This is a genomic window from Mesorhizobium sp. B2-4-18, from assembly GCF_006441385.1.
Lineage (GTDB): Bacteria > Pseudomonadota > Alphaproteobacteria > Rhizobiales > Rhizobiaceae > Mesorhizobium > Mesorhizobium australicum.
Genome location: NZ_VFUW01000016.1, coordinates 47,800 through 72,596 on the forward strand (window position 1 = coordinate 47,800; position 24,797 = coordinate 72,596).

Consider the following 24,797-nt stretch of genomic DNA (forward strand, 5'->3'; position numbering starts at 1 on the left):
ATGGCCTCCGAAGCACCGCCATTCTGGTGGGAAGAGCCGGACTGGAAGGTCCTGGCGCTGTCGCCGCTGTCGGCTGTCTACGCGCTGGTTGCCGGTCGCGGCATGCGGCGGGCCCGGCGCGAGAAGATCCAGGCGCCGGTTCTGTGTATCGGCAATTTCACCGTCGGCGGCACCGGCAAGACGCCGGTGGCGATCGCGCTCGCCCAACAGGCCAAGCGCATGCATCTGAAGCCCGGGTTCCTGTCGCGCGGCCATGGCGGTTCCTTCGCCGAGCCGCATGTCGTCGATGTCAGCCATGACAGCGCCAGGCATGTCGGCGACGAACCGCTGCTGCTGGCCGAACATGCCCCGGTGGCGGTGACGCCGAACCGTGCCGCTGGCGCCCGGCTGCTGCTGGAAAAACACGGTTGCGATTTCCTGATTATGGACGACGGCTTCCAGAGCGCGCGCATCCACATCGATTATGCGCTGGTCGTGGTCGATGCCCGCTACGGGATCGGCAATGGCCGCGTCATCCCGGGCGGTCCACTCAGGGCCAAGATCGTCGACCAGCTGGTTTTCACCAGCGGGCTGCTGAAGATGGGCGAGGGCACGGCCGCCGACGCCGTGGTCCGCCGAGCCGCGCGTGCCGGCCGGCCGATCTTCGAGGCCCACACGGAGCCGAGCAGCACGGCCGGGCTTGCCGGAAAGCGGTTCCTGGCCTTTGCCGGCATCGGTCATCCCGAAAAGTTCTTCGACACGGTGCGTGACGCCGACGGCGAAGTGGTCCTGTCCAGGCCCTTCCCGGACCATCACTTCTACGCCGAGGACGAGCTTGCCGAACTGGCCGCGACGGCACGCGCCGAAGGCCTTGGCCTGATCACCACCGCCAAGGACGCCGCCCGGCTGCGTCACGGCGCCCCGCAGGACTTTCTCGACCGTCTCGACGTGCTGGAAATCGACACGGTGTTCGAGCTTGATCACGTGCCCCAACGCATCATCGAGGAAACGCTCGATGCTTGGCGGCAGCGCAAGCTGAGAAACTGAAGCTTCAGAAGGTGCGTAGCGGTTTTCCGTCCGGAATTGCGTAAAAACAAAGAAGTAGAGCAGTCAGATTCTATCAAACGCTGAGCCGCTCTAATATTAGGGAAAACTGTGGGCGGGCGATCGCACACATGCGGTCACCTTGGGATTGAAGCGTGGCATGATCTCGTTCTGACCCTTTCAAAAGAGGGGCTGGCGTGAAGGCAGAGCCGCTGACGCCGATGTGACGTTAACGTTACGGTTAGTCATAGAGTATTTGTTTGGCGGTGGCCAACTTAGGATACAGTGATAGTTCCATCGTCAGGGCCACTTACGATCGTTTCATCCGAGGAATTTTTCGTTATCTGAACGTAGTATTCTCCGGCTACGGCGCCAAACTCTGCTTTAATCCTGAAATTTATTTCAGTTGCATTCTCAATAATTATGTAGTCATCGTATAATGATAAAAAATCCGTGCTTTCTAGAGTCTCTCCGTAAATAAACTGAATTACGAAGTCCTCAGCGACTTCAAACCAATCTCTGGACACTGTCACACCAACCGTAACAGGATCTTTTCCTCTTACGGTATTCCCCTCAGGTGTAGCGACGTTCACTATATCTATTGCCATGGTCCACCTCCTCTGGCGTTCTCAATACAACCGGAGACATTATCTCCTTGTTCTACGCAATTCCGGACGGAAAACCGCCCTCACTTTTCCCGGAAACTGCCTTAGTCCGAATCGCCGCGCCCGCCGCGGTTCATGGCGCCACCGGACCGTCCCATCGCACCGCCGGACCTGCCCATGGCGCCGCCAGATCGCCCCATCGCGCCGCCGGATCTGCCCATTGCTCCACCCGATCGACCAAACGAACGCGGGTCCAGCTCTGCACTCAACAGGACATCTTCGAGCGTTCCGGTGTCGAGCTCCAGCCGCATTGTCAGGTCACTCTTGTCGTAGACCCAGACCTGCATTCCGCGCGCGAACGAGCCTATCTGCGATGACAGTCCGGTATAGGCAGGGTCGCTTGGGCCACGGCTCATGACCTTGAGGTCGGTGTCTGCCGGGGCTGGATAATCAACGACGGTGCCCGGCCCATGCACGAGAAGTATGGTCGGTCGGGCTAACTCGTAGAACTGCGCTTCGAAGGTGAACGCATAGATCCTCGCCAACAGGCTACCCGAGGCGTCAATCTGGTTCTGCAGGAATCTGTTGTTGCCAGGTCTTGGAGGCCGGCCCCCATCGATTCTCTTCTTAAGCTTCAAATCTTCAAGAACTCTACCGAACAAGTGTATGGCCGAGGTATTTAGAATGGTTTCAAGTATCATGGATCACCCTATCTTCTGCATGCTGATCAAAGCTCGGCGCCACTTCTGGACATCCAATATTTCTCGAAATAGCTCATACCCGGCAGACGTGCCTGGTCTCGTGGACGAGCGATTCGACCTTCATGAACATGGCTCTTTCGGTTTGGCTTCGTCAGGCGAGGCCCGGCACGGTAGCGAAAAATCCCTCTCCGCTCGAAATCCCGGAAGATGATCCTTGATAGTTCTCCTCCGGTCATGTTGTCGTCGACCGCGAGCATCGTTCTCGCCACGTTGCCGTAGTCCAGGAAATCCGGGGCGAGAGCCCACAGCGTCTTGGCGAGATAGCTACCCATGATATCCCGCGCGTCGAGCAGCGCTTCGACGAAACCTTCTGGATCGCGAGCGAAATCGCGGTCAAAGACTTCCTGGACTGGCAGCTCCGCAGCTGGGTCGATCTCGGCGAGGTCGGCAAGATCTTCTGCCTCCGGAGAGATCAGCCCTCGAGCCACCAAGCTCTCATGAAAGACATCGACCAGAATGTCGAAGAAAGCGCCCGTGAGAGGTTGTGACAGCGCATGCTCGTCGGTCCAGCCGTCCGCAAAATCGGCCATCGTCAGTTTATTGTTGGCCTCGCGTATCTGGCGGTGCGGCGAGAACTCCGAGAAGCGAGAGAGTTGGTTGGCGATGTAGAGATTCCCACGCGTCTCCGTCAGAACATTTTCGATCACGGAGGGAAAATGCATGGCCGCAATCAACGAAACGCAGTCAGAAAAGGCCTCCTGAAAGCCCAGATATTCGGGGAGCTCAGCTCCCGGGTCGGGTATGCCGAGGACGCTATAGACGAACGCATGGCCAACCTCGTGCGCGATAATATCGAAGTCGAGGCTGAAGGGGAGCGCGCGTCCGTCTTTCACGAATTGGCTGCCGAGCTCGAGGAAGCCGTAGCCGTATTGGGCGTTATCCCAACCCGGCAGGATCGAGATTTCCAGGCGGTCGTAGTGGTCGCGGAAATGCCAGATGAGCGGTTGGCCGATGTAACGCTCCCAAACGTCGAGCGTGAAGCGCACGCAACCGAACGCGTGTGCTGCTTCGAAGCCGGGCGTAGAGGGCCGATAGTGATCAAAATTGCCGTCCTCGTCGGGAACGGCCGGATCTAGGATCGCCCGCGTCCAAGGCGGCAGAGAAATCAAGGGCGTGCCCAAGGGTCCGTGGTTGACGCCATAGGGCCGTGTCTTGTCGACCGGCTCGACGACATACATACGATCGTCGGATGGGCCAGGTCCGACGCTGCCTAGCGGGGACGAAACCGTAATGATCTCGGGGCTTGACGTAGGGTCTTCGAACGGAGGCTGAACGAACAACCTGAACCGGGTACCCATTCCCCACCTCTCGGTTATATTAGTAACATAACATAGTATCCGTGGGCTGGCGAGGGCGTTTGTTGTCGGGTAGAACTTCCGAAGGACGGTTCATGAGTATCGGCAATAAAATTGCCTCAAGAACAATGCGTATCGCTACTGCAGGAGCTGGAGCAACTTCTGGTAGCGAGGATGACCGCGAACAGAGGCGAAATCGGAATCGTTCTTGAACCAGAGTCTCATCTCGGCGCCAGCCTGCGGCAACCATGCTTCCAAAAGGTCAATCGAGCGTTCGAACTCCCCCAGCAACGCATAGGTACAAGCGGCGTTGTATTGGGTGTTCATATCGCTAGGGTCGATCGCCAGAGACCGGTCAAGCCACTTCGCTGCCCTATCGCGTTCACCAAGGAAGGCCAGCACGATAGCCCCCAGGCAGGCACAATTGGCGTTCTCCGGATGCAGACGGAGTTCCTCTTCAGCTCTCTCCAATGCGATCCGCGCATAAAGCTCGGCGTCGTTCTGTTGGCCGAGAGTGCGGAAGACGTTCACCAGCATGACCGGTGCGCCGTAGTCGGTCGGTTTGATCTCCATCGCGCGCATGAAGTATGTCGCGGCGAGCTCGAACTGGCCGCCAGTTACGCAGAACTCGGCATAGTACCGGTAGGCCTCGTGGCAATTGGGATCGAGCGCGAGAGCCTGTTCGAACGCCGCCGCGACGTCGGAACGGCGGCCGGCGAGCGACAGGGCAAAGCCTCTGGCCGAATGCGCCTCGGCCAAATTCGGGTCCAGAGCCAGGGCCTTGTCCGCGGTCGCGAGAATGTCGTCCACTTGGATCGGTGAGCCGAACATCGACTGAAGGCGTACGTCACTGACCGCCAAGCCCGCATATGCGCGGGCATATCCCGGATCGAGCTCAATGGCCCTGATATAACTTTGTCTGGCCATCAGGTGGTTCGCTCTGGTGGCGATGTGGCTGTAATCGCGCCCTCGAAGATAATGCGTATAGGCTTCCACATTGTCCGTCGGCGCCTGCTCAATAGCCCTCTTCTCCTCGGGCAGGAGCCTGACCCTGAGCTGCGCCACGACCGCCTTGGCGATTTCGTCCTGCACAGCGAAAATGTCGGTGAGGTCGCGGTCGTAGCGGGCAGCCCAGACGTGTCCGTCCGTGGCGCCCTCGATCAGCTCGGCATTGATCCTGACCCGGTTTCCCGCCTTGCGGACGCTGCCCTCGACAATATAGCCAACGCCAAGCTCCCTGGCGATGCGTTCCATCTTGTCGGTCCTCCCCTTGAAGGCGAAGACCGTATTGCGGCTGAGTACGAACAGGCCGGAAACGTTCGAGAGGTCGGTTATGATATCTTCGGTGATGCCGTCGCTGAAATACTGCTGGTCGGGATCATTGCTCAGATTGGCGAAGGGTAGGATCGCCACCGACGGCTTGTCCGACCGCGGCAGCGTCTGGACGCTCCTGGCCGCGATATGCGTCTCGACATTGACGCCCTGGCCCAAGTTGGCGAAATAGACGTGCACCGGCTGAGCAATGTTCTTGACGGTCCTGTCGCCCTGATCGGCGAAGTCGACGCCCAGCTTGTTGCCGACCGCATGGCGAACCGCTTCCGAGCAGGCGATGCCGCCGGGTATCGCGAGGCCCTGGAGCCGCACCGCAAGGTTGACGCCGTCGCCATGGAAATCATCACCGTCGACGATGATGTCGCCAAGGTTGATACCCATGCGAAACTTGAAATGCCGGTCCTCAGGGATGCCGGCATTTCGCTCGGACATGCCGCGTTGGATCTCAACCGCGCAGCGCGCAGCATTGATTACGCTGCCGAACTCCATCAGGAAGCCGTCACCCATTACCTTAAAGATGCGCCCACCGTGCTTGGTGACGGTCGGATCGAAGAACTCCCGCCGATGCTGTCGAAGGAGATTGAGCGTGTGCTCTTCGTCGACCTCCATAAGACGGCTATAGCCGACCACATCCGCAGCCAGGATCGCCGCCAGCCGACGCTCAACATGCTCCTCGGACATGTCGTCTCCTGAAATCGCGGACAATGGTTCCGCCTGATTTAGTTTACCTGATTTACCTGCCCGGCGCCAACGCGGCTGGAATGGTCGCTCGCGCCGGTCCGATACGCGACTGTCCGAGTATAACAGGCACTTCCCGGAAATGGCGGGCTGGCGCGAGCTGGCCGTTGACGGTGATCGTCAGATGGGGCCGATCCTCACCTGCGTCTGACCGACGGAATAATATCTAACTCCGTTTGCGCAACTCCGGATGCACCTCGATTTCGCGGCGCAGCGATGCGGTGGCGTTCACGTAGGGTTCCTGCCTGGCGACGCTCCAGTATTTCAGCTCGTCCAACGGGATGTTTTCGCCCGTCACCGCGCAGCGCACGAACGAGCCCGGGCTGGTGACCTGGAAATCGCCATCGAGATAGCGGATGCGGGCTTCCTTGCCGCCCGGGCCTTCGAAACGGTTCATCATGCAACGGCACTTGAGTTCATCGGGATTCAATCGCCATAAATCGTGGGCAAGGTCAAGCTTGGCGCAATGCTCATATAATATTGCGGTATGGCACAATGGTTGTCAGGAAGCGCCATGGACATCGCCAATGCCAGTATGACGTCTTTGCTGAAAGAAGCGCTCATTCCCGGGCCGGTGCCTTCGCCCAGGGCCGATCCCGCGACCGCGGCTCTGGTCAAAGCGCTCGTCCAGCCGGCGGCGCCCGCGATGGTGCAATCGGCGCAGTTCGCCGCCCAGGCGCTGCAAGGCTCGCTACCGCGGCCGGCCGGTCAAACCTCGCAACGCCTGTCCTCCCCCGAGATCGAGGATGCCTACCGGGCCGTCATGGAACCTGACGCCGCCACCCACCATGCATTGGCACGAGCCTCGACGGGTGGGGCAGGGACGGACACCGATCAGGCTTCGCGCGGCTTCGCTCCGCCGCGGATAACGGCCAACGACAGCACCCCCAAACTCGCGGCGCCGCCGGCCCTATCCACATTCTCGCCGGCCGTCGCTTCGGCCGCGGTGCTGGTCGCGGCCAATGTCAACGCGCCGCAACCGCGCGGCGCCTCCATCCGTCCAGCGGGCCATGCTCCCCGATCCGAGCCAGTTCCGTCGTCGCTGTGGACGATATCGATCGTGACGGCCATCGTCTCGGCCGCAACCACCACGATCGTGCTTTTGCTGTTCCGTTAAGCGAGTATCACGCGATTTCCAGCAGCGGCCGTCACGTATTCTCCGAGATGCGTCAGAGCCTAATCCTCATCCTGCAGGAAAGCTTCCAGCCTTGCCGAAGCAAGCCCGGCCTGTTCGGCAATGCGCCTGGCGAGATCCGCGGCGGCCGCGCGCGGCCGGCCCACCGGACGATCCAGCCAGTAGGAAACGGGATTGAGCACGGTGCGATCGTCAACGGCGACGAGGCGGCCGGACTGTATCTGGTGCTCGGTGAGCGGCGGCCGCGCCAGCGCGATGCCGAGGCCATGAGCCGCTGCATCGAGCACCAGATTGTAATCCTCGAAACGACGGTCTTGCGGGCGCGGCCGGTAGTCCATGTCCTGCGCGGCCAACCAGGCGCGCCAGCCCGAAGCGTCGGAATCGTTGATCAGCGGGAATTTGAGCAGCCGGGCTGGATCGCCGCTGCCGATCTCCCGTGCGAGGCCCGGCGAGGCGATCGGGAAGAGATATTCTTCGAACAGTTGCACCGAGACACGGCCCGGGATGCGGCCGCGACCGCAGCGCACCGACAGATCGATGCCTTCGTCGGCGAGATCGGCCTGGCGGTCGTCGACATCGAGCACGATGCGCAGGCGGGTGGGATCGTTCTCCAGCGCCGCCATGCGCGGCATCAGCCACAGGCCGCTCACCGAAGGAATGGAGGCCAGGCGCACCACCGCGGTGCCGCGCGGCTCCACCCACCGGTCGGAATTGACCGAGATCAGCGCGAAGGCTTCGGTGGTCCTGAGATGCAGGCGATTGCCTTCGTTGGTCAGCGTCACGCCGCGCGCGCCGCGCTCGAAAACCTTCAGGCCAAGCCAGTCTTCGAGTTTGGCGACCTGCCGGCTGACCGCGCCATGTGTGAGGTTGAGTTTTTCGGCGGCGGCCGAGAAGCTCCCCGTGCGCGCCGCCGCGTCGAAAGCGCGCAACGTCTCCAAGGGCAGCATACTGTTCGAGCTGTGATCCATGCTCACAGGTGACCCTCGATTTGGTCGTTTGTCAATTGACCTGGAAAGGCGTTTCCTGCTCCCGAGACCTGAAGAATCCGAGGCACTGGGATGAGCATGACGACAGGCACGTTGAATTCGACACAGCGGGTGGACACCACGGCCGCCATTGCCGTGGCGCTGACGGTGATCGGCTGGGCCTCCGCCTTCCCGGCGATCCGGGCCGGGCTCGCCGCCTTTCAGCCGCTGGAGCTTGGCGCCCTGCGCTTTGCCATCGCCGCCGTGCCGGCGGCGATCTTCCTTGCCGTCAAGCGTCCGGCTCTGCCCAGGATTGGCGATCTCTGGCGCTTCGCCTTTGGCGGCGCCATTTTCGTCGCGCTCTACACGGCGATGCTCAATTTTGGCGAACTGACGGTCTCGGCCGGAGCGGCGGGCTTCATCATCAATGTCAGTCCCATCTTTACCGCCATCATGGCAATGGCGCTGCTCGGCGAGCGCTTCTCCGGCCTGGCCTGGATCGGCACGGTCATCTCCTTCGCCGGCATCGGCATCATCGCCGTCGCCGACGGGCATGGCCTTCATTTCAATGCCGGCGCGCTGCTGGTACTTGGCTCGGCCCTCTGCTCGGCCGTCAACACCATCGTCCAGAAGCCGCTGTTTGCCCGTCATCATCCGCTGACGATCGCGGCGTCCAACATGGTGCTCGGCGCGCTCTGCCTGGCGCCCTTCCTGCCCACCGCTCTGCAGCAGGCCGCTGTCGCCAACACTGCCGGCGTCGGCGCCGTCATCTATCTCGGCATCGTGCCGAGCCTGGTTGCCTATGCGGCGTGGGCAACCGCGCTGTCGCGCCTGCCGGCGGCGCGTGCCTCGAACTTCCTCTATCTGGTCTCGCCGATGTCGGCCCTGATCGGCTTCTTCTGGCTGGGCGAGGTGCCGACGCTGCTCGGCATCCTCGGCGGCGCGCTGGCGCTCGGCGGTGTCATCGTGGTGAATTTGAAACGCTGATTCAAAAGCTTGCGATCTTTCCCTGACTCGTGTCGGGAACCACCGATTTCATCGCCAGTTGACGGCTGCCGCAAGGCAAGGCAACTGTCACTCGGTCTTGGCGGATGGTCGTCGCGGGCGCTGCGAGGTCGGGATGGGAAGACGTTTTATCTCAACGGTCGTTTGCTTGTTGCTGCTTAACGCGAAAGCCGTCGCGGGTTGGTACCACGTGGAAAACTACGAGGGTTTCCTCGGGCCGTCTCCCATCCATTTCTCCATACAGACATATGATAGCTTAGGCAGCGCGCCAAAGGTCGATGGAAGCTACTTCTACGACGCGAAGCAGAGCCCGATTGCGCTGTATGGCACGGTCACCGGCACCAAGTTCGTGCTTTGCGAGATTTCAGACGACAAGGAATTCTATCGGATAGTTGTGCAGGGGCCGAGACCCGCTGTGGATACCACAAGCTGCCCATTCTCCCTCGACCTCAATGGAAACGCTGTGACCGGAAGCTGGAGCAGGGGCACGGATAGATATCCCGTCACCCTCAAGAAAATAGCGAGCCTGGATGACACCGGCGAGGCGAAGATCGACGGCACCGTCGAGATTTCCTTCTGGGCGCAGACAGCCACCGACAGGTTTTCGGGAATTTACACGAATACCAGCGCCGGCCTTTGCATGGAAAAAATGCGTATCATCAAAAAGAGCAGCCGCAAGGTTGTCCAGGAAATTACCTTCGCCGATGATGATGCGTGCAGTGCCGGCATGCTGATGACGACCATCTATATGAACGTCGAGAAATGGGTGGAGCGAGGCAAGGACGTCATTTCCGTGAATTTTCGAGGCGGTGGCGCCGGAACCGCGGTCGATTACGTCTTCAATTCACGGACAAGGAAATATCAGCGGAGGAAATGAGGGCTGGCCGCCGGGCAGCCGTTTCACCGCCGTCCGAACAGCCGCTCGATGTCGGCCAGCTTCAGCTCGATATAGGTCGGGCGGCCATGGTTGCAGGTGCCGGAACCCGGCGTCGCCTCCATCTGGCGCAGCAGGGCGTTCATCTCCTCGGCCTTGAGCAGCCGCCCGGAGCGCACCGAGCCATGGCAGGCCATGGTGGCGGCGATCTTGTCCAGCCGTTCCTTGAGCGTCTCGACCGTATCGTTGTCGGCAATCTCGTCGGCAAGGTCGCGGACCAATTGCTGGACGTTGGTCTCGCCGAGCATCGACGGCGTCTCGCGCACGGCGACCGCACCCGGTCCGAAACGCTCGATGCCGAGGCCGAAGCGGGCGAGCGTTTCGGAATGCACGGCCAGCCGCTCGGCGTCCTCCTCCGGCAGGTCGATAATCTCGGGCAGAAGCAGCATCTGTGACGGCACCGGCCGCGCGTGCAGCGCGTTCTTCAGCGCCTCGTAAACCAGCCGCTCATGGGCCGCGTGCTGGTCCACGATGATGAGCGAATCCCTGGTCTGGGCGACGATATAGTTCTCATGCACCTGCGCGCGCGCGGCCCCCAGCACCGCGCCGAGCAGCGTCTCCGCCGCCTCGCTCTGCCCGGCGCGCGCATCGGCGCTGGCAAGCGGGCCGGCATCGAACGCGGCTTGCTCATTTTCGCCAAATCCGCCCTGTCTTGCGCCGGTGCGTTCAAAGCCCGGGCTTTCGAATTGCATGTCGAGCGGCCGCTGCGGCGAGCGCGCGGGATCGAAGCCGGCGGCGCCTGAAGCGCGATAGGCCGCGTCGTAGCTGCGATGGCCATTGGCCGGGCCGGGATGCGCATAGGACGGGCTGCCCGGCCGGAACGCTGCCATCATGCCGGCGGCGCCGGTGGTGGCCGAGCGGATGCCGGCATCGGCCAATGCCTGCCGGATCGCGCCGACGATCAGCCCGCGCACGAGGCCCGGATCGCGGAAGCGGACATCGGCTTTGGCCGGATGGACGTTGACGTCGACGATGGCCGGATCGAGCGAAAGAAACAGTACCGTCACCGCGTGGCGGTCGCGCGGCAGGACGTCGGCGAAGGCGCCGCGGATCGCTCCGGCGATCAGCTTGTCGCGCACCGGGCGGCCGTTGACATAGGCATATTGCTGCAATGCGTTGGCGCGGGTGAAGGAGGGGATCGACACATGGCCGGTCAGGTGCACGCCTTCGCGCATCGCGTCGATGGCAATGGAATTGTCGGGAAAGTCGGCGCCCATCACCTGCGCGACCCGGCGCAGGCTGCCGTCCGCGCTGTCATCGGTAGCCGGCAGTTCCAGAGTCGTGCGGTCGGAACCGGCCAGCGTGAAACGCACCGTGGGGAAGGCGATGGCGATGCGCTTGACGATGTCGCTGATGGCCGAGCTTTCGGCGCGTTCGCCCTTCATGAATTTCAGCCGTGCCGGCGTGGCGAAGAACAGGTCGCGCACCTCGACCGTGGTGCCGCGATTGGCCGCCGCCGGCTTGATTGGCAGGACGCGGCCGCCCTCGATGCCGATCTCTGCGGCGCTGTCGCTAGAGGCCGTGCGCGAGCGGATCGACAGCCTTGACACCGAGCCGATCGATGGCAGCGCTTCACCGCGAAAGCCGAGCGAACGAATGTCGTTGATATCCTCGGTGAGCTTGGAGGTGCAGTGGCGTGCGATGGCCAGCGCCAGTTCCCGTTCAGGAATGCCGAAGCCGTCATCGGTGACGCGGATCAGGTTCAGCCCGCCGCCCGATGTGACGACTTCTACCTTGCTGGCCCCGGCATCGAGCGCATTCTCGACCAGTTCCTTGACCACGCTCGCCGGACGCTCGATGACTTCGCCGGCGGCGATCTGGTTGATCATCGTTTCGGAAAGCTGGCGGATGGGCATGCTCTGATCTTACACGGATTCGGTGGGCGCGCGCGAGGCCACTTTACGCCTGCGCCAGCAGCCAATCCCTGACCTTGCGCGCATTGTCGCTGAGCTCGCGGTTCTTCGGCCAGATGACGTAGAACGCGGTGCCCGTCTTCATGATGTGGTCCGTCACCGGCACCAGCAGCCCGGTCGACAGCAGCCGCTCGACAAGGTGGCGCCAGCCGAGCGCGATGCCTTGCCCCTCCATGACCGCCTGGATCACAATCGCATAGTCATTGATGCGCAAGCCACGCTCCGCATTACGGAGACTGGCTCCGGCCGATTGGAACCATTCGTCCCAGTTCGGGGCCTCGCGATAGGGCTCTTCCAGATGAATGAGGCGGTGTGTCGCCAGTTGCTCGACGGTCTCGGGCCGGCCGAATTTCGTCAGATAACTGGGACCCGCGACCGGAAAGATCTCTTCGTCGGAGAGCGCTAGCGAGTGGTAGTCCGGCCAGTCACGTGGCACGCCTCCGCGCACGGCAAGCGGAATGCCTTCGGCGATGATGTCGAGATCTCGGTCGCCGGTCTGGATGCGCAGATCGATGCCCGGCAGTTCGTCGCGGAACCGCTGCAGGCGCGGCATCATCCAGAACGAGCCGAAGGCCGTCGAGGCGGCGAGCGTCACATGGCCACCAGTCGCCTGCAGACGCAGGTCCTCCGCCGACTTGCGGATGTGGGAAAGACCGAGCGAGACGTCGGCATGGAAGCGCTCGCCGGCCTCGGTCAGGCTGACCTGGCGGTGGCGGCGCTGGAACAGCGTGGCGCCAAGCTGTTCCTCCAACCCACGCACGGCATAGGAAACCGCGGCCTGCGTCATGCCGAGCTCGCGCCCGGCGGCGGTGAAACTCGACAACCGGCCGGCCGCCTCGAAGACGATCAGGCTGCCGGCGGAGGGCAGGAGGTGGCGAAGGCTTCGCATAAGCTCAGCTTATACAAGAGATCAGGATTTTCCAGCGTCACAGTCGAATTTCACCTCGCTAAGTTGACCGGGATCGAAGGGATGGAGGCTCCATGAACGCACCGGCCACTGAATTGACCGAGCAAACCCATCGCCGTGGTGGTGGCCGTCTCGGGCGCAAGGCGATGAGGAGCGCGCCGATTGCCTCGTTCCCGACCCTGGTGCGCCAGATCCCGGTCTATGAGATCGTTCCCGATGAGGCGGTGGAACTGATCCACGAGGAGTCGCTCAAGATACTCGAAGAAGTGGGCTGCGAATTCCGCGACGACGGAGCCGTCGAGCTCTGGAAGGCGGCTGGCGCCGATGTCAGGGAAACGCGCGTGCGTATCGACCGCGCGCTGCTGATGGAGCTCGTCTCGAAAGTCCCATCCGAATTCACGCTCCATGCGCGCAATCCCGAGCGCACGGTCCGCGTTGGCGGCAAGAACTCGATCTTCGTGCCGATGTATGGCGCGCCCTACATACGCGACCTCGACAACAACAGGCGCTACGGCACGCTTGCCGACCTCAACAATTTCCACAAGCTCGCCTACATGGCGCCGGCGCTGCATTCCTCGAGTTCGGTCATCTGCGAGCCGATGGAAATCGCCGTGCCGAAGCGGCATCTGCACATCATCCATTCGGCGCTGAAACATTCCGACAAGCCGTTCATGGGCATCGTGACGTCCAAGGAGCGCGCCGAGGACACGATGGCGATGGCTGCAATCGTCTTCGGCGAGGAGTTCGTCCGCGAAAACCCGGTGCTGGTGGCGATCACCAACTGCAATTCGCCGCTGGTCTGGGACGCCACCATGATCGACGCGATGCGGGTCTATGCAAGCCACAATCAGCCGCTGATCCTGGCGCCGTTCGCGCTCTGCGGCGCCTCGACCGCGGCGTCGGCCGTCGGCGCGGTGGCGCAGGTCAATGCCGAGGCGCTCGCGGGCGTGGCCCTGACCCAGCTCATCCGTCCCGGTTCGCCCCAGATCTACGGCCAGTTCATGGTCACGGTCGACATGAAGACCGGCGCTCCCATGGGCGGCACGCCGGAGGCCGCCCAGATGATGTATCTGATGGGTGCGCTGGCGCGGAAATACAAACTGCCGTGGCGCACATCGGGCTTTCATGTCGGCTCGAAGCTCAACGATGCCCAGGCTGGCTATGAGGCGAACATGCTGATGCATGCAGCCATCCTCGCCGGCGCCAACTACATCTGGCATTCGGCCGGATGGCTGGAAGCGGGTCTCACTTGCGGTTACTCGAAATTCGCCACCGACTGCGAACAGCTTGTCGGCTGGTACAAATATGCCGGCGGCCTGCCTTTCGAAGATTTCAAGGAAGCGATGGCAGCGATCCGCGAAGTCGGGCCGCAGGGCCATTTCCTCGGCACCCAGCACACGCTCGAGCATTTCGAGAAGGCTTTCTTCATGCCGAGCATCATGGACTTCAACTCCTACGAACAATGGAAGGCGGAAGGGGCGAAGGACCACGACACGCGCGGCCGCGAGAAGGCGCGCAACATGCTTGCCGACTATGAGGAGCCGAAACTCGACGAGGGCATTGCCGACGGTCTCAAGGATTTGATCGCGCGGCGCGAGGAAAAACTGCCTGACAGCGTTAGTTGAAAAAGCAGGCAAAGACCTCACGGGAACAACAAGGGGAGAATGACATGACGATTTTCAGAAGCAACGGCGACCGTGTGCCGCCCGCTATCGAAGCGATGGCGGCGGAAGCGAAGGCGGGTCGCATGGACCGGCGCGAGTTCCTGGCGCTGGCCAGCGCGCTTGGTGCGTCGACGGCATTTGCCTATGGCATGATCGGCCTCGCCGCGCCGACGCAAGCTGTGGCCGAGGAACCGAAGAAGGGCGGGACGCTGCACGTCTCGATGGCGGTGAAAGCGCAGAAGGATCCGCGCACTTACGATTGGGTGGAACTGGCCAATGTCTCGCGTTGCTGGCTGGAGCCGCTGGTGCGCTACACCAGGCAATTCACCTTCGAGCCGGTGCTGCTCGAAAGCTGGGACATCAACGACGACGCCACCGAATACACGCTGCATGTGCGCAAGGGCGTCGCCTGGAACAATGGCGATGCCTTCAGCGCCGATGACGTGGTGCACAATGTGACGCGCTGGTGCGAGAAGGGCGTCGCCGGCAACTCGATGGCGGCCCGCGTCGGTGCGCTGATCGATGCCAAGACCGGCAAGGCCAGGGACGGCGCCATCACCAAGGTCGACGACAACACGGTCAAGCTGAAGCTCAGCGAGCCCGATATTTCGCTCATTCCCAATTTCACCGATTATCCGGCGCTCATCGTGCACCGCAATTTCGACGCCGATGGCGCCGACCCGATCAAGAAGCCGATCGGCACGGGAGCGTTTGAGTTGGTCTCTTACGACGTCGGCCAGAAGGCGGTGGTCAAGCGCCGCGAGAACGGCAAATGGTGGGGCGGCGAGGCGCCACTCGACGGTATCGAATTCATCGACTACGGCACCGATTTCAACGCCACGGTGAACGCGTTCGATTCCGGTGAAATCGACCTCAATTTCGAGTCGCCCGCCGACTTCATCGACATTCTCGACAAGATGGGGCTGCAGAAGTCTGAGGTCGCGACCGCCACCACGCTGGTTGCCCGCACCAACATCACGCACAAGCCATACGACGATCAGCGCGTTCGCAATGCGCTGCAGATGGCGGTCGACAACAACGCGGTGCTGCAGCTCGGCTACAACGGCCGCGGCACGGTCGGCGAGAACCACCATGTCAGCCCGATCCATCCCGAATACTATGCCCTGCCCAAGAAGGAGCGCGACGCCGCCGTCGCCAAGAAGCTGATGGCGGACGCCGGGCAGGCCGACTTCGAGCACGAGCTGATCACCATCGAGGACGACTGGCAGAAGAACACCGGCGACGCGATCGCCGGCCAGCTGCGTGACGCCGGCATCAAGGTCAAGCGCACGGTGCTGCCGGGCTCGACCTTCTGGAACGACTGGACGAAATACCCCTATTCGATGACCATCTGGTACATGCGCCCGCTCGGTGTCCAGGTGCTGGCGCTGGGATATCGCACCGGCGAGGCGTGGAACGAATCGGCCTATTCCAATCCCGATTTCGACGCCAAGCTCAAGCAGGCGCTCTCGCTGATCGACGTCGCCAAGCGCAAGGAGGTGATGAAGGATGTCGAGCAGATCCTGCAGGACTCCGGCGTCATCATCCAGCCGTTCTGGCAGAAGCTCTACAGCCACACGAACAAGAAGGTGAAGAACTACGGCGTCCACCAGACCTTCGAGATGGACCTCCAGAACGTCTGGCTGGACGCCTGACGCCAGAAGTTCAGCCACACAGCGCCGGCGCTCCCTTGCGCCGGCGCAATGCCGCCGATGGGGAGAGAATTTGCATGTCCGGGCGGGTCTTCAAACGTTTGTTCGAGCCGGCCACCTTGCGTGGCAAAACATTGCGCAACAGGATCGTGTTTGGAGCCCATACGGCGAACATGGCCGAGAACGGGCTGCCGACCGAACGCCATGTCGGCTACTACGCCGAACGCGCCATCGGCGGGGCCGGCATGATCGTGGTCGAGCCGATGCCCGTGCATCAGGCCGCCGTGCTTACCCGTGGCAATTTCAGCCCGTCCGATGACCGCGTCATCCCGTATTTCCGCAAGGTGACGGAGGCGATCCGCGGCAACGGCGCCGTCGCCATCCAGCAGCTCTACCATGTCGGTCAGCACGCGGACGCGGACAACTCGTTTCACCCCGGTTGGTCGCCTTCCGGCCTGCCGAGCTACCACGATTCCGACGGCTCGCATCGGATGTCCGAAGCCGAGATCGAAGAAACGATCGACGGCTTCGTCCAGGCCGCGCGCCGTTGCCACCAGGCCGGCTTCGACGGCGTCGAGGTCTGGGCGGCGTACCATTCGATGCTGGACCAGTTCTGGACACCTTGGTCGAACCGCCGGGACGACCGATGGGGCGGCAGCCTCGAAAACCGCACCCGCATGAGCCGTGAGGTGATGACCAGGATTCGCCGGGAATGCGGCGATGATTTTATCATCGGTCTCGCGATCAATGATGAGCCCGAAGTCGAAGTGGCGCTGAAGCGCGAAGCGCTGGCCGAGATCATCGACCTCCACGACCGCGATGCCTTGATGGACTATGTCACTTGCGGAACGGGTTCCTACTTCGATTTCTACAAGATCATGCCGACCTTTGTTTACCCGGAGAAGCTCGGTGCCGACCTGGCGTCCGTGCTCAAATCCACCGTGCGTCACGCGTTGATCACCGCCGAGAGCCATATCCGCACGCCCGAGAACGCCGAGAGCGTGCTGAGCGAAGGCCGTGCCGATCTCGTTTCCATCGTGCGTGGGCAGATCGCCGATCCGCATCTGGCTGCAAAGGCTGCCGCCGGCCGGCCGCAGGACATTCGCGGCTGCCTGTCCTGCAACCAGATGTGCTGGGGCCGGCGCAGCCGTGACTACTGGATCAGCTGCGTCATCAATCCTTCCGCGGGGCGGGAATGGGAGTGGGGCGGCGACCGCTTTGCTCCGGCCGGCCAGCCGAAGCGCGTACTGGTCGTGGGTGGCGGCCCGGCCGGTCTCGAAGCGGCGCGCGTGGCGGCCGAGCGCGGCCATCGCGTCACGCTGGCCGAGGCATCCGACCGCCTTGGGGGACAGTTCCGTCTTGCCGGACTGCAGCCGCGCCGTGCCCAGATTCTGGACCTGATCGACTGGTATGAGCGCCAGCTCGGCCAGCTCCAGGTCGACATCCGCTACGGGCAGTATGTCGAAGCCGACGATGTCGAGCGCGAGGGCGCCGATCACGTCATCGTCGCGACCGGCTCGATGCCGCCGGACGGCGCTTTCCAGCGGGCCTTGCCGCATTGGGAGAGCATTCCGGGCGACGGTCCGGTGCTCTCGGCCGAAGCGGTGATGGCGCGCGAGGCGAGGCCGGGAAAAAATGTTCTCTTGCTGGACGACGGCGGCAATTGGAAGGGCTGCGGCACCGCCTGGAAACTCGCCGAGGATGGTCACAACGTAACGCTTGTGACACCGGACGCCCTGGTCGGCAAAGAGCTTCAGCGAATGGCCGTCGATGCGCCGCTGCGACGGGCACTCGCCAAGCTGAAAGTGCGGTTTGTGACCGAGAGCGCCGTCGTCCATTGGGACGGCAGGGTGGCCAGGATCGCTTCGCTGCTCGACGGGACCGGGCAGCAGGTCGAGGCCGACGCTTTGGTCTTCGCCGCCACCAGCATGGCGCAGGACAGCCTGTCCATCGAGCTCGAAAGGCGCGGAATTGCGCATACCTCCATCGGCGATTGTACCGCCTCCAGACAGGCGGCATTTGCCATTCATGATGGGCGCAAGGTGGCGCTTGGTCTTTGACCATCGCGAAAGGCGCCATACCAGGCAAGGCATGAACGAGGCTAATGTCTGAATGCGTATCAGGTCAATCAAAGTCTATCAGGTGCTTCTGCCCGTTAAAGGCGGTGCCTACCGGATGGCCAGCGACACCGTGCAGAATTTGGACAGCACGCTGGTTGAAGTCACCACCGAGGATGGACTGTCAGGCTGGGGTGAGACTTGCCCGATCGGCCCTGTTTATCAACCCCAGCATGCTCTGGGCGCGAGAGCGGCAATTGCTGAAATAGCGCCGGGACTCGTCGGCGAGGACACAGCGTCCATGCGCCGCCTCGCCAAACGAATGGACGAACGGCTGAACGGTCACAACTATGCCAAAGCGGCCTTGGACATAGCTCTCCTCGACCTCGCCGGCCAGCGGCTGGGCGTCCCTGTTTCAACACTTCTCGGTGGTGCGCTCACCGATCGCGTGCCGTCATACTACTCGACGACCGTCGGTGCTCCGGACGAGACCGCGCGTATTGCCGCCGACAAGGTCAATGCCGGATATCCACGGCTTCAGATCAAGATCGGCGGGCGGGATCTCGAACAAGACGTCGCCACTGTGCACAAAGTATGGGAGGCGGTTGGCTTCAGGGCCCGCATAGCCGTCGACGCCAATCGCGGCCTGACCGCTGCCGCGGCGCTGCACATCGATCGGCTTTGCCAGGCAATCCCGTTCGTGTTCGAACAGCCTTGCAACACCATGGAGGAAGTCGCTGGTCTCAAAGGGCGCGTTACGCATCCGATCTATCTCGATGAGAGTACCGAGGATTTGAATGCCGTGCTTCGGGCAGTTTCGTCAGGTATCGCCGACGGATTCGGATTGAAGGTCACCCGTCTTGGTGGTCTGACCAAGATGGCCACGGTCCGCGACCTGTGTGCGATACGATCTCTTCCGCACAGCTGCGACGATGCCTGGGGCGGAGACGTCATCGCCGCGGCATGCGTCCACCTCGCCGCTACCGTCGAGCCGAGACGTTTTGAGGGAGCCTGGATCGCGCAGGAGTACATCGAAGGGCATACTGATCCCGCAAACCCGATCGTGATCGAGAACGGGCATATACGCGTCCCGCAGATCCCAGGGCTCGGTGTCAAGCCTGAGCGCTCCCAACTCAACGCGCCGATCGCCACTTTCGGAAACTAAGGATCGTTGGATTTGATCTATGCAAGCAGACGCGCCGCCCGGAGGAGGCTTCATGAGCCGCAAAAAAGCCGATATGCACGATGCGTGGTATTGATTGCCTTCCGCAGTCAAACATTCGGGGAAATCCATGAAACTGCTGCTCGCTGCCATCCTGTCGATTGCCGCACCAGCCGCGGCATTGGCCGGCCCGGCGTCCGACGCCGTGAAGTTCTTCTATGTCCCGCAGGTCAAGTTCGAGGCCGACGCGCAATACCGCGATCGCTTCACCGAGCCGGTGACGAAACTGTTCGACCTCAACGACCAGGCCACCAAGAAGAATCCGGACCAGGTCGCCTGTATCGACTTCGACCCCGGCCTCGACGCGCAGGATTTCGACCAGAAGGCCCTTTCCAAGACACTGAAGCTGTCCGAGACGGTGGAGGGCGATACGGCGCAGGTGGTGGCGAGTTTCAGTCTTTTTCCGGAAGGAGACGATTCGCAGCGCGAAATGCACTGGTCGCTGAAGAAGGTCGACGGCAAGTGGAAGATATCGGACATTGCATCGAAGACCAGCGACTGGACGCTGAGCCAGCTCGAATGCATGGCGGGCCAAGATCCGGAGTGATGCGATGGCCGGTCGCACGCTTCTTTTGTTCTCGGCCGTGTGCCTGCTGGCGGCGGACTTGAACGGCGCGGCCGCTCAGGGGCTGTTGGGCGCGCCGCCGGCAAAAGCTCCGGCCGGGACCGCGCCCGATGACAGCGTGACGCCGCCGGCAACCCCGCCTGGCGGCGCCGCGGAGCCGCCGACCCCACCCGTCGCATCGCCGCCAAGCGAGCCTGCCGCTCCAATCCAGCCGGGGTCGCCGACCGCGGTGGTGCGGCCGTTCTACGATCAGGTCGGCCTGGAGGTCGATCCTGCTCAGCGCGGCCATTTCATCGATCCGGCGAAAGCCGTGCTCGACAAGAGCGATGCCTTGCGCAAATCCGGGCAGGGCGAGTGCCTGGACCCCAACATGGCGCTCGACAATGCGGACTACGACAAGGCCGAGATCGACAAGAGCCTGAAGACGCTCGAAGCGATCAATGGCGACCAGGCCAAGGTGATCGTCGCCTTCGTCGTCGCCGGTAACCCGCACCGCCTCGAATGGAAGTTCAAGAAGGTCGATGGCGAATGGAAGATAGCGGACCTTTTGTCGGTGACCGGCGAATGGGCGCTCAGCCAGTACCAGTGCGAATGATGGCCGAACTAGCCGCGCCCGCGATAGGGGGTGACGCCGGTATCCGGCAGCCAGGCGCCTTCGGGCGGAGCGCCGGTCTGCCAGAACACATCGATCGGAATGCCGCCGCGCGGATACCAATAGCCGCCTATGCGCAACCAGAGCGGCTTGGTCGCGGCCACGATGCGGCGTCCGATCATCACCGTGCAGTCTTCATGGAAGGCGCCATGGTTGCGAAACGAGGTCATGAACAGCTTGAGCGACTTCGATTCCACCAGGGCGGCATCGGGTGCGTAGTCGATGACGATGTGGGCGAAATCCGGCTGTCCGGTCACCGGGCAGAGCGAGGTGAATTCCGGGCAGGTAAAGCGCACGATCGCCGGCGGCCCGTCGCCGCGCGAAAACGGCACGGTTTCCAGGACCGCGGCTTCGGGGCTCTGTGGCGTCTCGACGTGCGTGCCGAGCTGGGTGAGATTTTTGGTATCGATCATATGCGGTTTCCCTTGGATTTGCCGCTCATTAGCACAAATTAAAACGGCAGGAAGACGATGACCAGCAACGACCCGCTTCTCCAACCCTACCAGCTCAAGCATTTGACGCTGAAGAACCGGGTGATGTCGACCAGCCACGAGCCGGCTTACTCGGAGGACGGCATGCCGAAGGAGCGCTACCGGCTCTACCATGCCGAAAAGGCCAAGGGCGGCATGGCGCTGACCATGACCGCCGGCTCGGCGATCGTTTCGCGCGACAGCCCGGCTGCCTTCGGCAATCTGCACGTCTATGACGACCGCATCGTGCCGTGGTTGGCCGAACTCACCGATGCCTGCCATGAGCATGACTGCAAGGTGATGATCCAGATCACCCATCTTGGCCGCCGCACGGGTTGGAACAAGGCCGACTGGCTGCCGGTGCTCTCGGCTTCGCCGGTGCGCGAGCCGGCGCATCGCGCTTTCCCCAAGACCATCGAGGACTGGGACATCGAGCGCATCGTCGCCGACTATGCGTCGGCCGCCCAGCGCTGCCAGGCGGCGGGGCTCGACGGCATCGAGTTCGAATCCTACGGCCATCTGATGGACGGCTTCTGGTCGCCTGCCACCAATCATCGCGATGACGAGTATGGCGGTTCGCTCGACAACCGCCTGCGCTTCACCAACATGGTGCTCGATGCGGTGCGGGCGGCGGTCGGCGAGAAATTCGTCGTCGGCATCCGCATGGTCGCCGACGAGGATTTCGACAAAGGCCTGTCGAAGGAGGAGGGCGTCGAGATCGCCAGGCGGCTGGCCGGCTCCGGCAAGCTCGATTTCCTCAACATCATCCGGGGCTCGATCGAGACCGACGCGGCGCTCACCAAGGTCATTCCGGTGACCGGCATGCGGTCTTCGCCGCATCTCGATTTTGCCGGCGAGGTGAGGGCGGCGACGAAATTCCCGACCTTCCACGCGGCGCGCATTTCCGATGTCGCCACCGCGCGCCATGCGATCGCCACCGGCAAGCTCGACATGGTCGGCATGACACGCGCCCATATCGCGGATCCGCACATCATCAAGAAGGTGATGGAGGGCCGCGAGCACGAGATACGTCCCTGTGTCGGCGCTACCTATTGTCTCGACCGCATCTATGAAGGCGGCGAGGCGCTATGCGTTCACAATGCGGCGACCGGCCGCGAGGCGGATATCCCGCACGTCATTGTCAAGACGGAAGGGCCCAAGCGGAAAGTGGTGGTCGTCGGCGCCGGCGCTGGTGGGCTGGAGGCGGCGCGCGTCGCAGCCGAGCGCGGTCATCAAGTCACGATCCTCGAGGCATCATCACAAGCTGGCGGCCAGGTGCGTCTGGCGACCCAGAATCCGCGCCGCAAGGAATTGATCGGCATCATCGACTGGCGGCTGGCCGAACTCGACCGGCTCGGCGTCGAGATCCGCTATGACACCTGGGCGGAACAGGACGATGTCCTGGCGCTGGCGCCCGACGTCGTGGTGATCGCCACCGGTGGCCTGCCGCAGAACCCGCCGCTGGCCTCCGGCGACAATCTCGTCACCTCGAGCTGGGACATCATGGCCGGCAGCGTCAAGTCGGCCGAAAATGTGCTGCTCTACGACGACAATGGCGGCCATCAGGGCATGGGCGCGGCCGAACTGATTGCCAACAGCGGCTCGAAGCTGGAACTGGTTTCGCCGGAACGCTTCTTCGCCCCCGAAATGGGCGGCATGAACCACGTACCCTATGTCAGGGCCTTCCAGGAAAAGGGCGTCACCGTCACCATCAATACCCGCCTGCGCTCGGTGCGGCGCGAAGGCAATCAACTGATCGCGGAACTCGCTTCGGATTTCGCCGATGGCTGGCGCGGAGAGCGCAGGGTCGACCAGGTGGTGGTCGAGCACGGCACGGCGCCGCTCGACGATCTGTACCTTTCGCTGAAACCGCTGTCGAAGAACGGTGGTGCGGTCGACTATGAGCGGCTGGTCAACGGCGGCGACATTTTTCCCAAGCGCAACGCGGATGGCGGCTTCGTGCTCTTGCGCATCGGCGACGCGGTTGCCTCGCGCAACATCCACGCCGCCATCTATGATGGGATCAGGTTCGGGATCAGGATTTGATCACGATCAGGTGGCGCGCAACGGCCTTTGCCAGGAGAGCCACCTGCCGCTCTGGTCCGTTGCGCGCCGCGCATGATCGGCTTTCACCGGCCGTGCGATTCTAAAACATCTTGGCGGTCGCCATGCAAAGCACGGTGATGACCAGCAGCCCGCCGGCGATACGTTCGCCCCTGGTCATTTTCGCGCGCAGCACCGTTTGGGTCGCGGCATCGGCGCCGGCAAGCTGCCTGCTGGCGGAGCCCACAAGCGCGCCTTGCACGCCGGCGGCGATCAGCGCCGTCAAAATGCCGAGCGCCAGTACCTTTTCCATCGAGCCAAAAGCACCCTCATGAAAGAAATACCAGAGCAGCAAACCGGTCAGGAAAGCCAAACCGGCCGCGCCCATTTGCGGCCGGAAGAACCGCTCGGCCCGGATGTCCGGATCGCGGCCAACCGCGATGGTTGTGCCGGCCCAGAAGACGCCGGCCATGACGTGCAGGCCGATGACGGCGATATAAACATACTGCATGATCGCATTCCTCTCATTCGCCCGCCGCCTACGCGCCGCAACCCTGTCGCGATGCCATCAATAAGGCAAAATTAGATATCTAATGGTTAGATGTCAATCATGAAGTCAAGTTTCACATTCCCACTGCTTGCTCTACTGTCAGATCATGACACCATTTGACCGCCCGCCGGTCGGCATGAATCTCGGCCGAACCGCCAAGCTTGTCGCCCAGGCCTTCGACGCTGCCTTGGTTGAAGCAGGCGGCACATTGCCGGTCTGGCTCACGCTGCTGTCTGTCAAGTCGAGCGAGCTTGCCAATCAGCGCGAACTCGCCGGCATGATCGGCATCCAGGGCGCGACGCTGACCCATCATCTCAACGCGATGGAAGCGCAGGGCCTGCTGACGCGGCGGCGCGATCCCGTTAACCGCCGGGTTCACCTGGTCGAATTGACGGAGACGGGAGAAGCGCTGTTCGAGACGTTGCGGCAAGCGGCACTCGTCTTCGACAAGCGGCTTCGCAAAGGACTGTCCGACGAGCGTCTGGCGGAATTTGCGCAGGTGCTTGCGGCGTTGCGGAAAAACGTAGAGAGCTAGGAATGCCGGCCTGTTGGCTCAGTCATAGCTCTGGATTGTTCCAAACGCATAGTGGCGTAGTTTCAGCGCAGTGATCAGGCTGGTCAATTTGGTCTTGCCGTCAAAACCGTCCTGAAACATCTCGTCGTGCATGAGCAGGATCAACTTGCCGGGTTTGGCGAAATGGCCATAGCCGAACAAGTGATCGATCTCGCTGACCAGACGGTCGACGCTCTGGACCGGCTCGCCGCTGTCCTTGTGCACCCACTCGTGGTCCCAGCCATAGAGATAAAAGCCGGAAGCGGCGACGAACTCATAGTCGGGATCCTCACGGCCGGCTTGCGCCTGCCCAAGCGAATTGTCGTTCTTCGACATCGAAGGCAGCCGGAACACATCGCGCCCCGGCAAGCGGGCGTGCACAGCCGGTTTCAGGCCCAGCACGGCATTGGCCCTGAGCATGTCTGCGACCACGCCTTCCGTATCGCCATAAAAATGCCGGTAGTGATTGTAGGCGTGACTGTAGCTGTGGTTGCCGATCGTCACCAGCGGCATAGCCTTGGCGCGCCGCACCAACGTCTTGTTGGACGCACTGGCCTCGGCATGCATACCGACCATGAACAGCGTTGCCGGAACCTGCGCGGCCTCCAAGACGTCAAGGATGTTGCTTGTACCGCTCAGCGGACCGTCGTCGAAGGTGAGATAGATGGTGCGATCCGCGCCATGGGCAGGCAACGCCGACATCAACATGGCTGCCAGGGCAAGCCGAAAGAATGTCATGGGGCCGCTATCCCCTCG

The 24,797-nt window shown here is 62.4% G+C and carries 23 protein-coding genes; 12 read left to right on the forward strand and 11 right to left on the reverse strand.

The annotated features are described in order from the left end of the window. The gene (lpxK, locus tag FJ527_RS27580; protein WP_140824537.1) at positions 1 to 1,026 is read left to right on the forward strand and encodes a tetraacyldisaccharide 4'-kinase; all 1,026 of its coding nucleotides are present in this window, start codon (positions 1 to 3) and stop codon (positions 1,024 to 1,026) included. Positions 1,027 to 1,298: 272 nt separating this feature from the next. On the opposite strand, the gene FJ527_RS27585 is transcribed toward lpxK, so the two are convergent. The 5 genes from FJ527_RS27585 to FJ527_RS27605 form a co-directional block, all read right to left on the reverse strand. Then, positions 1,299 to 1,631 (reverse strand): hypothetical protein, encoded by a 333-nt coding sequence (locus FJ527_RS27585; RefSeq protein ID WP_140824538.1) that lies wholly within the window; start codon positions 1,629 to 1,631, stop codon positions 1,299 to 1,301. Positions 1,632 to 1,732: 101 nt separating this feature from the next. Beyond that, positions 1,733 to 2,329: a hypothetical protein gene (locus tag FJ527_RS27590; RefSeq protein ID WP_140824539.1), complete on the reverse strand. Its 597-nt coding sequence runs from the start codon at positions 2,327 to 2,329 to the stop codon at positions 1,733 to 1,735. Positions 2,330 to 2,355: 26 nt separating this feature from the next. Beyond that, a complete protein-coding gene (locus tag FJ527_RS27595) occupies positions 2,356 to 3,687 on the reverse strand; it encodes a hypothetical protein (protein WP_140824540.1) in 1,332 nt (443 codons plus the stop codon). A gap of 135 nt (positions 3,688 to 3,822) precedes the next feature. Beyond that, complete coding sequence (locus FJ527_RS27600) at positions 3,823 to 5,697, reverse strand: adenylate/guanylate cyclase domain-containing protein (protein WP_140824541.1); 1,875 nt, start codon at positions 5,695 to 5,697, stop codon at positions 3,823 to 3,825. Between the two features lie 223 nt (positions 5,698 to 5,920). Continuing rightward, positions 5,921 to 6,154: a DUF2093 domain-containing protein gene (locus FJ527_RS27605; RefSeq protein WP_010915490.1), complete on the reverse strand. Its 234-nt coding sequence runs from the start codon at positions 6,152 to 6,154 to the stop codon at positions 5,921 to 5,923. 114 nt (positions 6,155 to 6,268) lie between these two features. Here FJ527_RS27605 and FJ527_RS27610 point away from each other — a divergent pair, with 114 nt between their 5' ends. After that, positions 6,269 to 6,871: a hypothetical protein gene (locus FJ527_RS27610; protein WP_140617124.1), complete on the forward strand. Its 603-nt coding sequence runs from the start codon at positions 6,269 to 6,271 to the stop codon at positions 6,869 to 6,871. Between the two features lie 59 nt (positions 6,872 to 6,930). On the opposite strand, the gene FJ527_RS27615 is transcribed toward FJ527_RS27610, so the two are convergent. After that, positions 6,931 to 7,857: a LysR substrate-binding domain-containing protein gene (locus FJ527_RS27615; RefSeq protein ID WP_140824542.1), complete on the reverse strand. Its 927-nt coding sequence runs from the start codon at positions 7,855 to 7,857 to the stop codon at positions 6,931 to 6,933. 90 nt (positions 7,858 to 7,947) lie between these two features. Here FJ527_RS27615 and FJ527_RS27620 point away from each other — a divergent pair, with 90 nt between their 5' ends. Both FJ527_RS27620 and FJ527_RS27625 read left to right on the forward strand, forming a co-directional pair. Further along, on the forward strand, positions 7,948 to 8,841 hold the full coding sequence (locus FJ527_RS27620; RefSeq protein ID WP_140824543.1) for a DMT family transporter: 894 nt from the start codon (positions 7,948 to 7,950) through the stop codon (positions 8,839 to 8,841). A gap of 133 nt (positions 8,842 to 8,974) precedes the next feature. Next, positions 8,975 to 9,736 (forward strand): hypothetical protein, encoded by a 762-nt coding sequence (locus FJ527_RS27625; protein WP_140824544.1) that lies wholly within the window; start codon positions 8,975 to 8,977, stop codon positions 9,734 to 9,736. Positions 9,737 to 9,759: 23 nt separating this feature from the next. Here FJ527_RS27625 and mutL read toward each other — a convergent pair whose 3' ends face one another. Continuing rightward, on the reverse strand, positions 9,760 to 11,649 hold the full coding sequence (mutL, locus tag FJ527_RS27630) for a DNA mismatch repair endonuclease MutL (RefSeq protein ID WP_140717663.1): 1,890 nt from the start codon (positions 11,647 to 11,649) through the stop codon (positions 9,760 to 9,762). 43 nt (positions 11,650 to 11,692) lie between these two features. Next, complete coding sequence (locus tag FJ527_RS27635) at positions 11,693 to 12,595, reverse strand: LysR substrate-binding domain-containing protein (RefSeq protein ID WP_015318339.1); 903 nt, start codon at positions 12,593 to 12,595, stop codon at positions 11,693 to 11,695. Between the two features lie 92 nt (positions 12,596 to 12,687). Here FJ527_RS27635 and FJ527_RS27640 point away from each other — a divergent pair, with 92 nt between their 5' ends. From FJ527_RS27640 to FJ527_RS27665, 6 genes are all read left to right on the forward strand, one after another. Then, on the forward strand, positions 12,688 to 14,238 hold the full coding sequence (locus FJ527_RS27640; RefSeq protein ID WP_140824545.1) for a trimethylamine methyltransferase family protein: 1,551 nt from the start codon (positions 12,688 to 12,690) through the stop codon (positions 14,236 to 14,238). Between the two features lie 44 nt (positions 14,239 to 14,282). Then, positions 14,283 to 15,932, forward strand: a complete 1,650-nt coding sequence (locus FJ527_RS27645; protein ID WP_140824546.1) for an ABC transporter substrate-binding protein — start codon at positions 14,283 to 14,285, stop codon at positions 15,930 to 15,932. A 74-nt stretch (positions 15,933 to 16,006) separates the two neighbouring features. Further along, positions 16,007 to 17,989: an FAD-dependent oxidoreductase gene (locus FJ527_RS27650; protein WP_140824547.1), complete on the forward strand. Its 1,983-nt coding sequence runs from the start codon at positions 16,007 to 16,009 to the stop codon at positions 17,987 to 17,989. Positions 17,990 to 18,041: 52 nt separating this feature from the next. Continuing rightward, the gene (locus FJ527_RS27655; protein ID WP_140824548.1) at positions 18,042 to 19,151 is read left to right on the forward strand and encodes a mandelate racemase/muconate lactonizing enzyme family protein; all 1,110 of its coding nucleotides are present in this window, start codon (positions 18,042 to 18,044) and stop codon (positions 19,149 to 19,151) included. 127 nt (positions 19,152 to 19,278) lie between these two features. Further along, the gene (locus FJ527_RS27660; RefSeq protein ID WP_015318334.1) at positions 19,279 to 19,755 is read left to right on the forward strand and encodes a DUF3828 domain-containing protein; all 477 of its coding nucleotides are present in this window, start codon (positions 19,279 to 19,281) and stop codon (positions 19,753 to 19,755) included. A 4-nt stretch (positions 19,756 to 19,759) separates the two neighbouring features. Continuing rightward, the gene (locus tag FJ527_RS27665) at positions 19,760 to 20,368 is read left to right on the forward strand and encodes a hypothetical protein (protein WP_140617116.1); all 609 of its coding nucleotides are present in this window, start codon (positions 19,760 to 19,762) and stop codon (positions 20,366 to 20,368) included. A gap of 8 nt (positions 20,369 to 20,376) precedes the next feature. Here FJ527_RS27665 and queF read toward each other — a convergent pair whose 3' ends face one another. After that, positions 20,377 to 20,838 (reverse strand): preQ(1) synthase, encoded by a 462-nt coding sequence (gene queF, locus FJ527_RS27670; protein ID WP_015318332.1) that lies wholly within the window; start codon positions 20,836 to 20,838, stop codon positions 20,377 to 20,379. A 57-nt stretch (positions 20,839 to 20,895) separates the two neighbouring features. Here queF and FJ527_RS27675 point away from each other — a divergent pair, with 57 nt between their 5' ends. Next, complete coding sequence (locus FJ527_RS27675) at positions 20,896 to 22,941, forward strand: NADH:flavin oxidoreductase (RefSeq protein WP_140824549.1); 2,046 nt, start codon at positions 20,896 to 20,898, stop codon at positions 22,939 to 22,941. A gap of 100 nt (positions 22,942 to 23,041) precedes the next feature. Here the strand turns inward: FJ527_RS27675 and FJ527_RS27680 are convergent, their stop codons facing one another. Further along, positions 23,042 to 23,449 (reverse strand): hypothetical protein, encoded by a 408-nt coding sequence (locus FJ527_RS27680; protein WP_140824550.1) that lies wholly within the window; start codon positions 23,447 to 23,449, stop codon positions 23,042 to 23,044. Between the two features lie 145 nt (positions 23,450 to 23,594). Between FJ527_RS27680 and FJ527_RS27685 the strand changes: the two genes are divergently transcribed. After that, a complete protein-coding gene (locus FJ527_RS27685) occupies positions 23,595 to 24,023 on the forward strand; it encodes a MarR family transcriptional regulator (RefSeq protein ID WP_015318329.1) in 429 nt (142 codons plus the stop codon). A gap of 18 nt (positions 24,024 to 24,041) precedes the next feature. On the opposite strand, the gene FJ527_RS27690 is transcribed toward FJ527_RS27685, so the two are convergent. Next, complete coding sequence (locus FJ527_RS27690) at positions 24,042 to 24,779, reverse strand: polysaccharide deacetylase family protein (protein WP_140824551.1); 738 nt, start codon at positions 24,777 to 24,779, stop codon at positions 24,042 to 24,044. Positions 24,780 to 24,797: the final 18 nt, after the last annotated feature.

Coding starts and splice junctions, on each gene's coding strand:
- FJ527_RS27625 (WP_140824544.1), top strand. CDS start 8,975: ATGGGAAGACGTTTTATCTCAACGGTCGTTTGCTTGTTGCTGCTTAAC.
- FJ527_RS27600 (WP_140824541.1), bottom strand. CDS start 5,697: ATGTCCGAGGAGCATGTTGAGCGTCGGCTGGCGGCGATCCTGGCTGCG.
- FJ527_RS27595 (WP_140824540.1), bottom strand. CDS start 3,687: ATGGGTACCCGGTTCAGGTTGTTCGTTCAGCCTCCGTTCGAAGACCCT.
- FJ527_RS27680 (WP_140824550.1), bottom strand. CDS start 23,449: ATGCAGTATGTTTATATCGCCGTCATCGGCCTGCACGTCATGGCCGGC.
- queF (WP_015318332.1), bottom strand. CDS start 20,838: ATGATCGATACCAAAAATCTCACCCAGCTCGGCACGCACGTCGAGACG.
- lpxK (WP_140824537.1), top strand. CDS start 1: ATGGCCTCCGAAGCACCGCCATTCTGGTGGGAAGAGCCGGACTGGAAG.
- FJ527_RS27660 (WP_015318334.1), top strand. CDS start 19,279: ATGAAACTGCTGCTCGCTGCCATCCTGTCGATTGCCGCACCAGCCGCG.
- FJ527_RS27645 (WP_140824546.1), top strand. CDS start 14,283: ATGACGATTTTCAGAAGCAACGGCGACCGTGTGCCGCCCGCTATCGAA.
- FJ527_RS27650 (WP_140824547.1), top strand. CDS start 16,007: ATGTCCGGGCGGGTCTTCAAACGTTTGTTCGAGCCGGCCACCTTGCGT.
- FJ527_RS27610 (WP_140617124.1), top strand. CDS start 6,269: ATGGACATCGCCAATGCCAGTATGACGTCTTTGCTGAAAGAAGCGCTC.
- FJ527_RS27620 (WP_140824543.1), top strand. CDS start 7,948: ATGAGCATGACGACAGGCACGTTGAATTCGACACAGCGGGTGGACACC.
- FJ527_RS27585 (WP_140824538.1), bottom strand. CDS start 1,631: ATGGCAATAGATATAGTGAACGTCGCTACACCTGAGGGGAATACCGTA.
- FJ527_RS27665 (WP_140617116.1), top strand. CDS start 19,760: ATGGCCGGTCGCACGCTTCTTTTGTTCTCGGCCGTGTGCCTGCTGGCG.
- FJ527_RS27640 (WP_140824545.1), top strand. CDS start 12,688: ATGAACGCACCGGCCACTGAATTGACCGAGCAAACCCATCGCCGTGGT.
- mutL (WP_140717663.1), bottom strand. CDS start 11,649: ATGCCCATCCGCCAGCTTTCCGAAACGATGATCAACCAGATCGCCGCC.
- FJ527_RS27635 (WP_015318339.1), bottom strand. CDS start 12,595: ATGCGAAGCCTTCGCCACCTCCTGCCCTCCGCCGGCAGCCTGATCGTC.
- FJ527_RS27690 (WP_140824551.1), bottom strand. CDS start 24,779: ATGACATTCTTTCGGCTTGCCCTGGCAGCCATGTTGATGTCGGCGTTG.
- FJ527_RS27615 (WP_140824542.1), bottom strand. CDS start 7,857: ATGGATCACAGCTCGAACAGTATGCTGCCCTTGGAGACGTTGCGCGCT.
- FJ527_RS27685 (WP_015318329.1), top strand. CDS start 23,595: ATGACACCATTTGACCGCCCGCCGGTCGGCATGAATCTCGGCCGAACC.
- FJ527_RS27675 (WP_140824549.1), top strand. CDS start 20,896: ATGACCAGCAACGACCCGCTTCTCCAACCCTACCAGCTCAAGCATTTG.
- FJ527_RS27605 (WP_010915490.1), bottom strand. CDS start 6,154: ATGATGAACCGTTTCGAAGGCCCGGGCGGCAAGGAAGCCCGCATCCGC.
- FJ527_RS27655 (WP_140824548.1), top strand. CDS start 18,042: ATGCGTATCAGGTCAATCAAAGTCTATCAGGTGCTTCTGCCCGTTAAA.
- FJ527_RS27590 (WP_140824539.1), bottom strand. CDS start 2,329: ATGATACTTGAAACCATTCTAAATACCTCGGCCATACACTTGTTCGGT.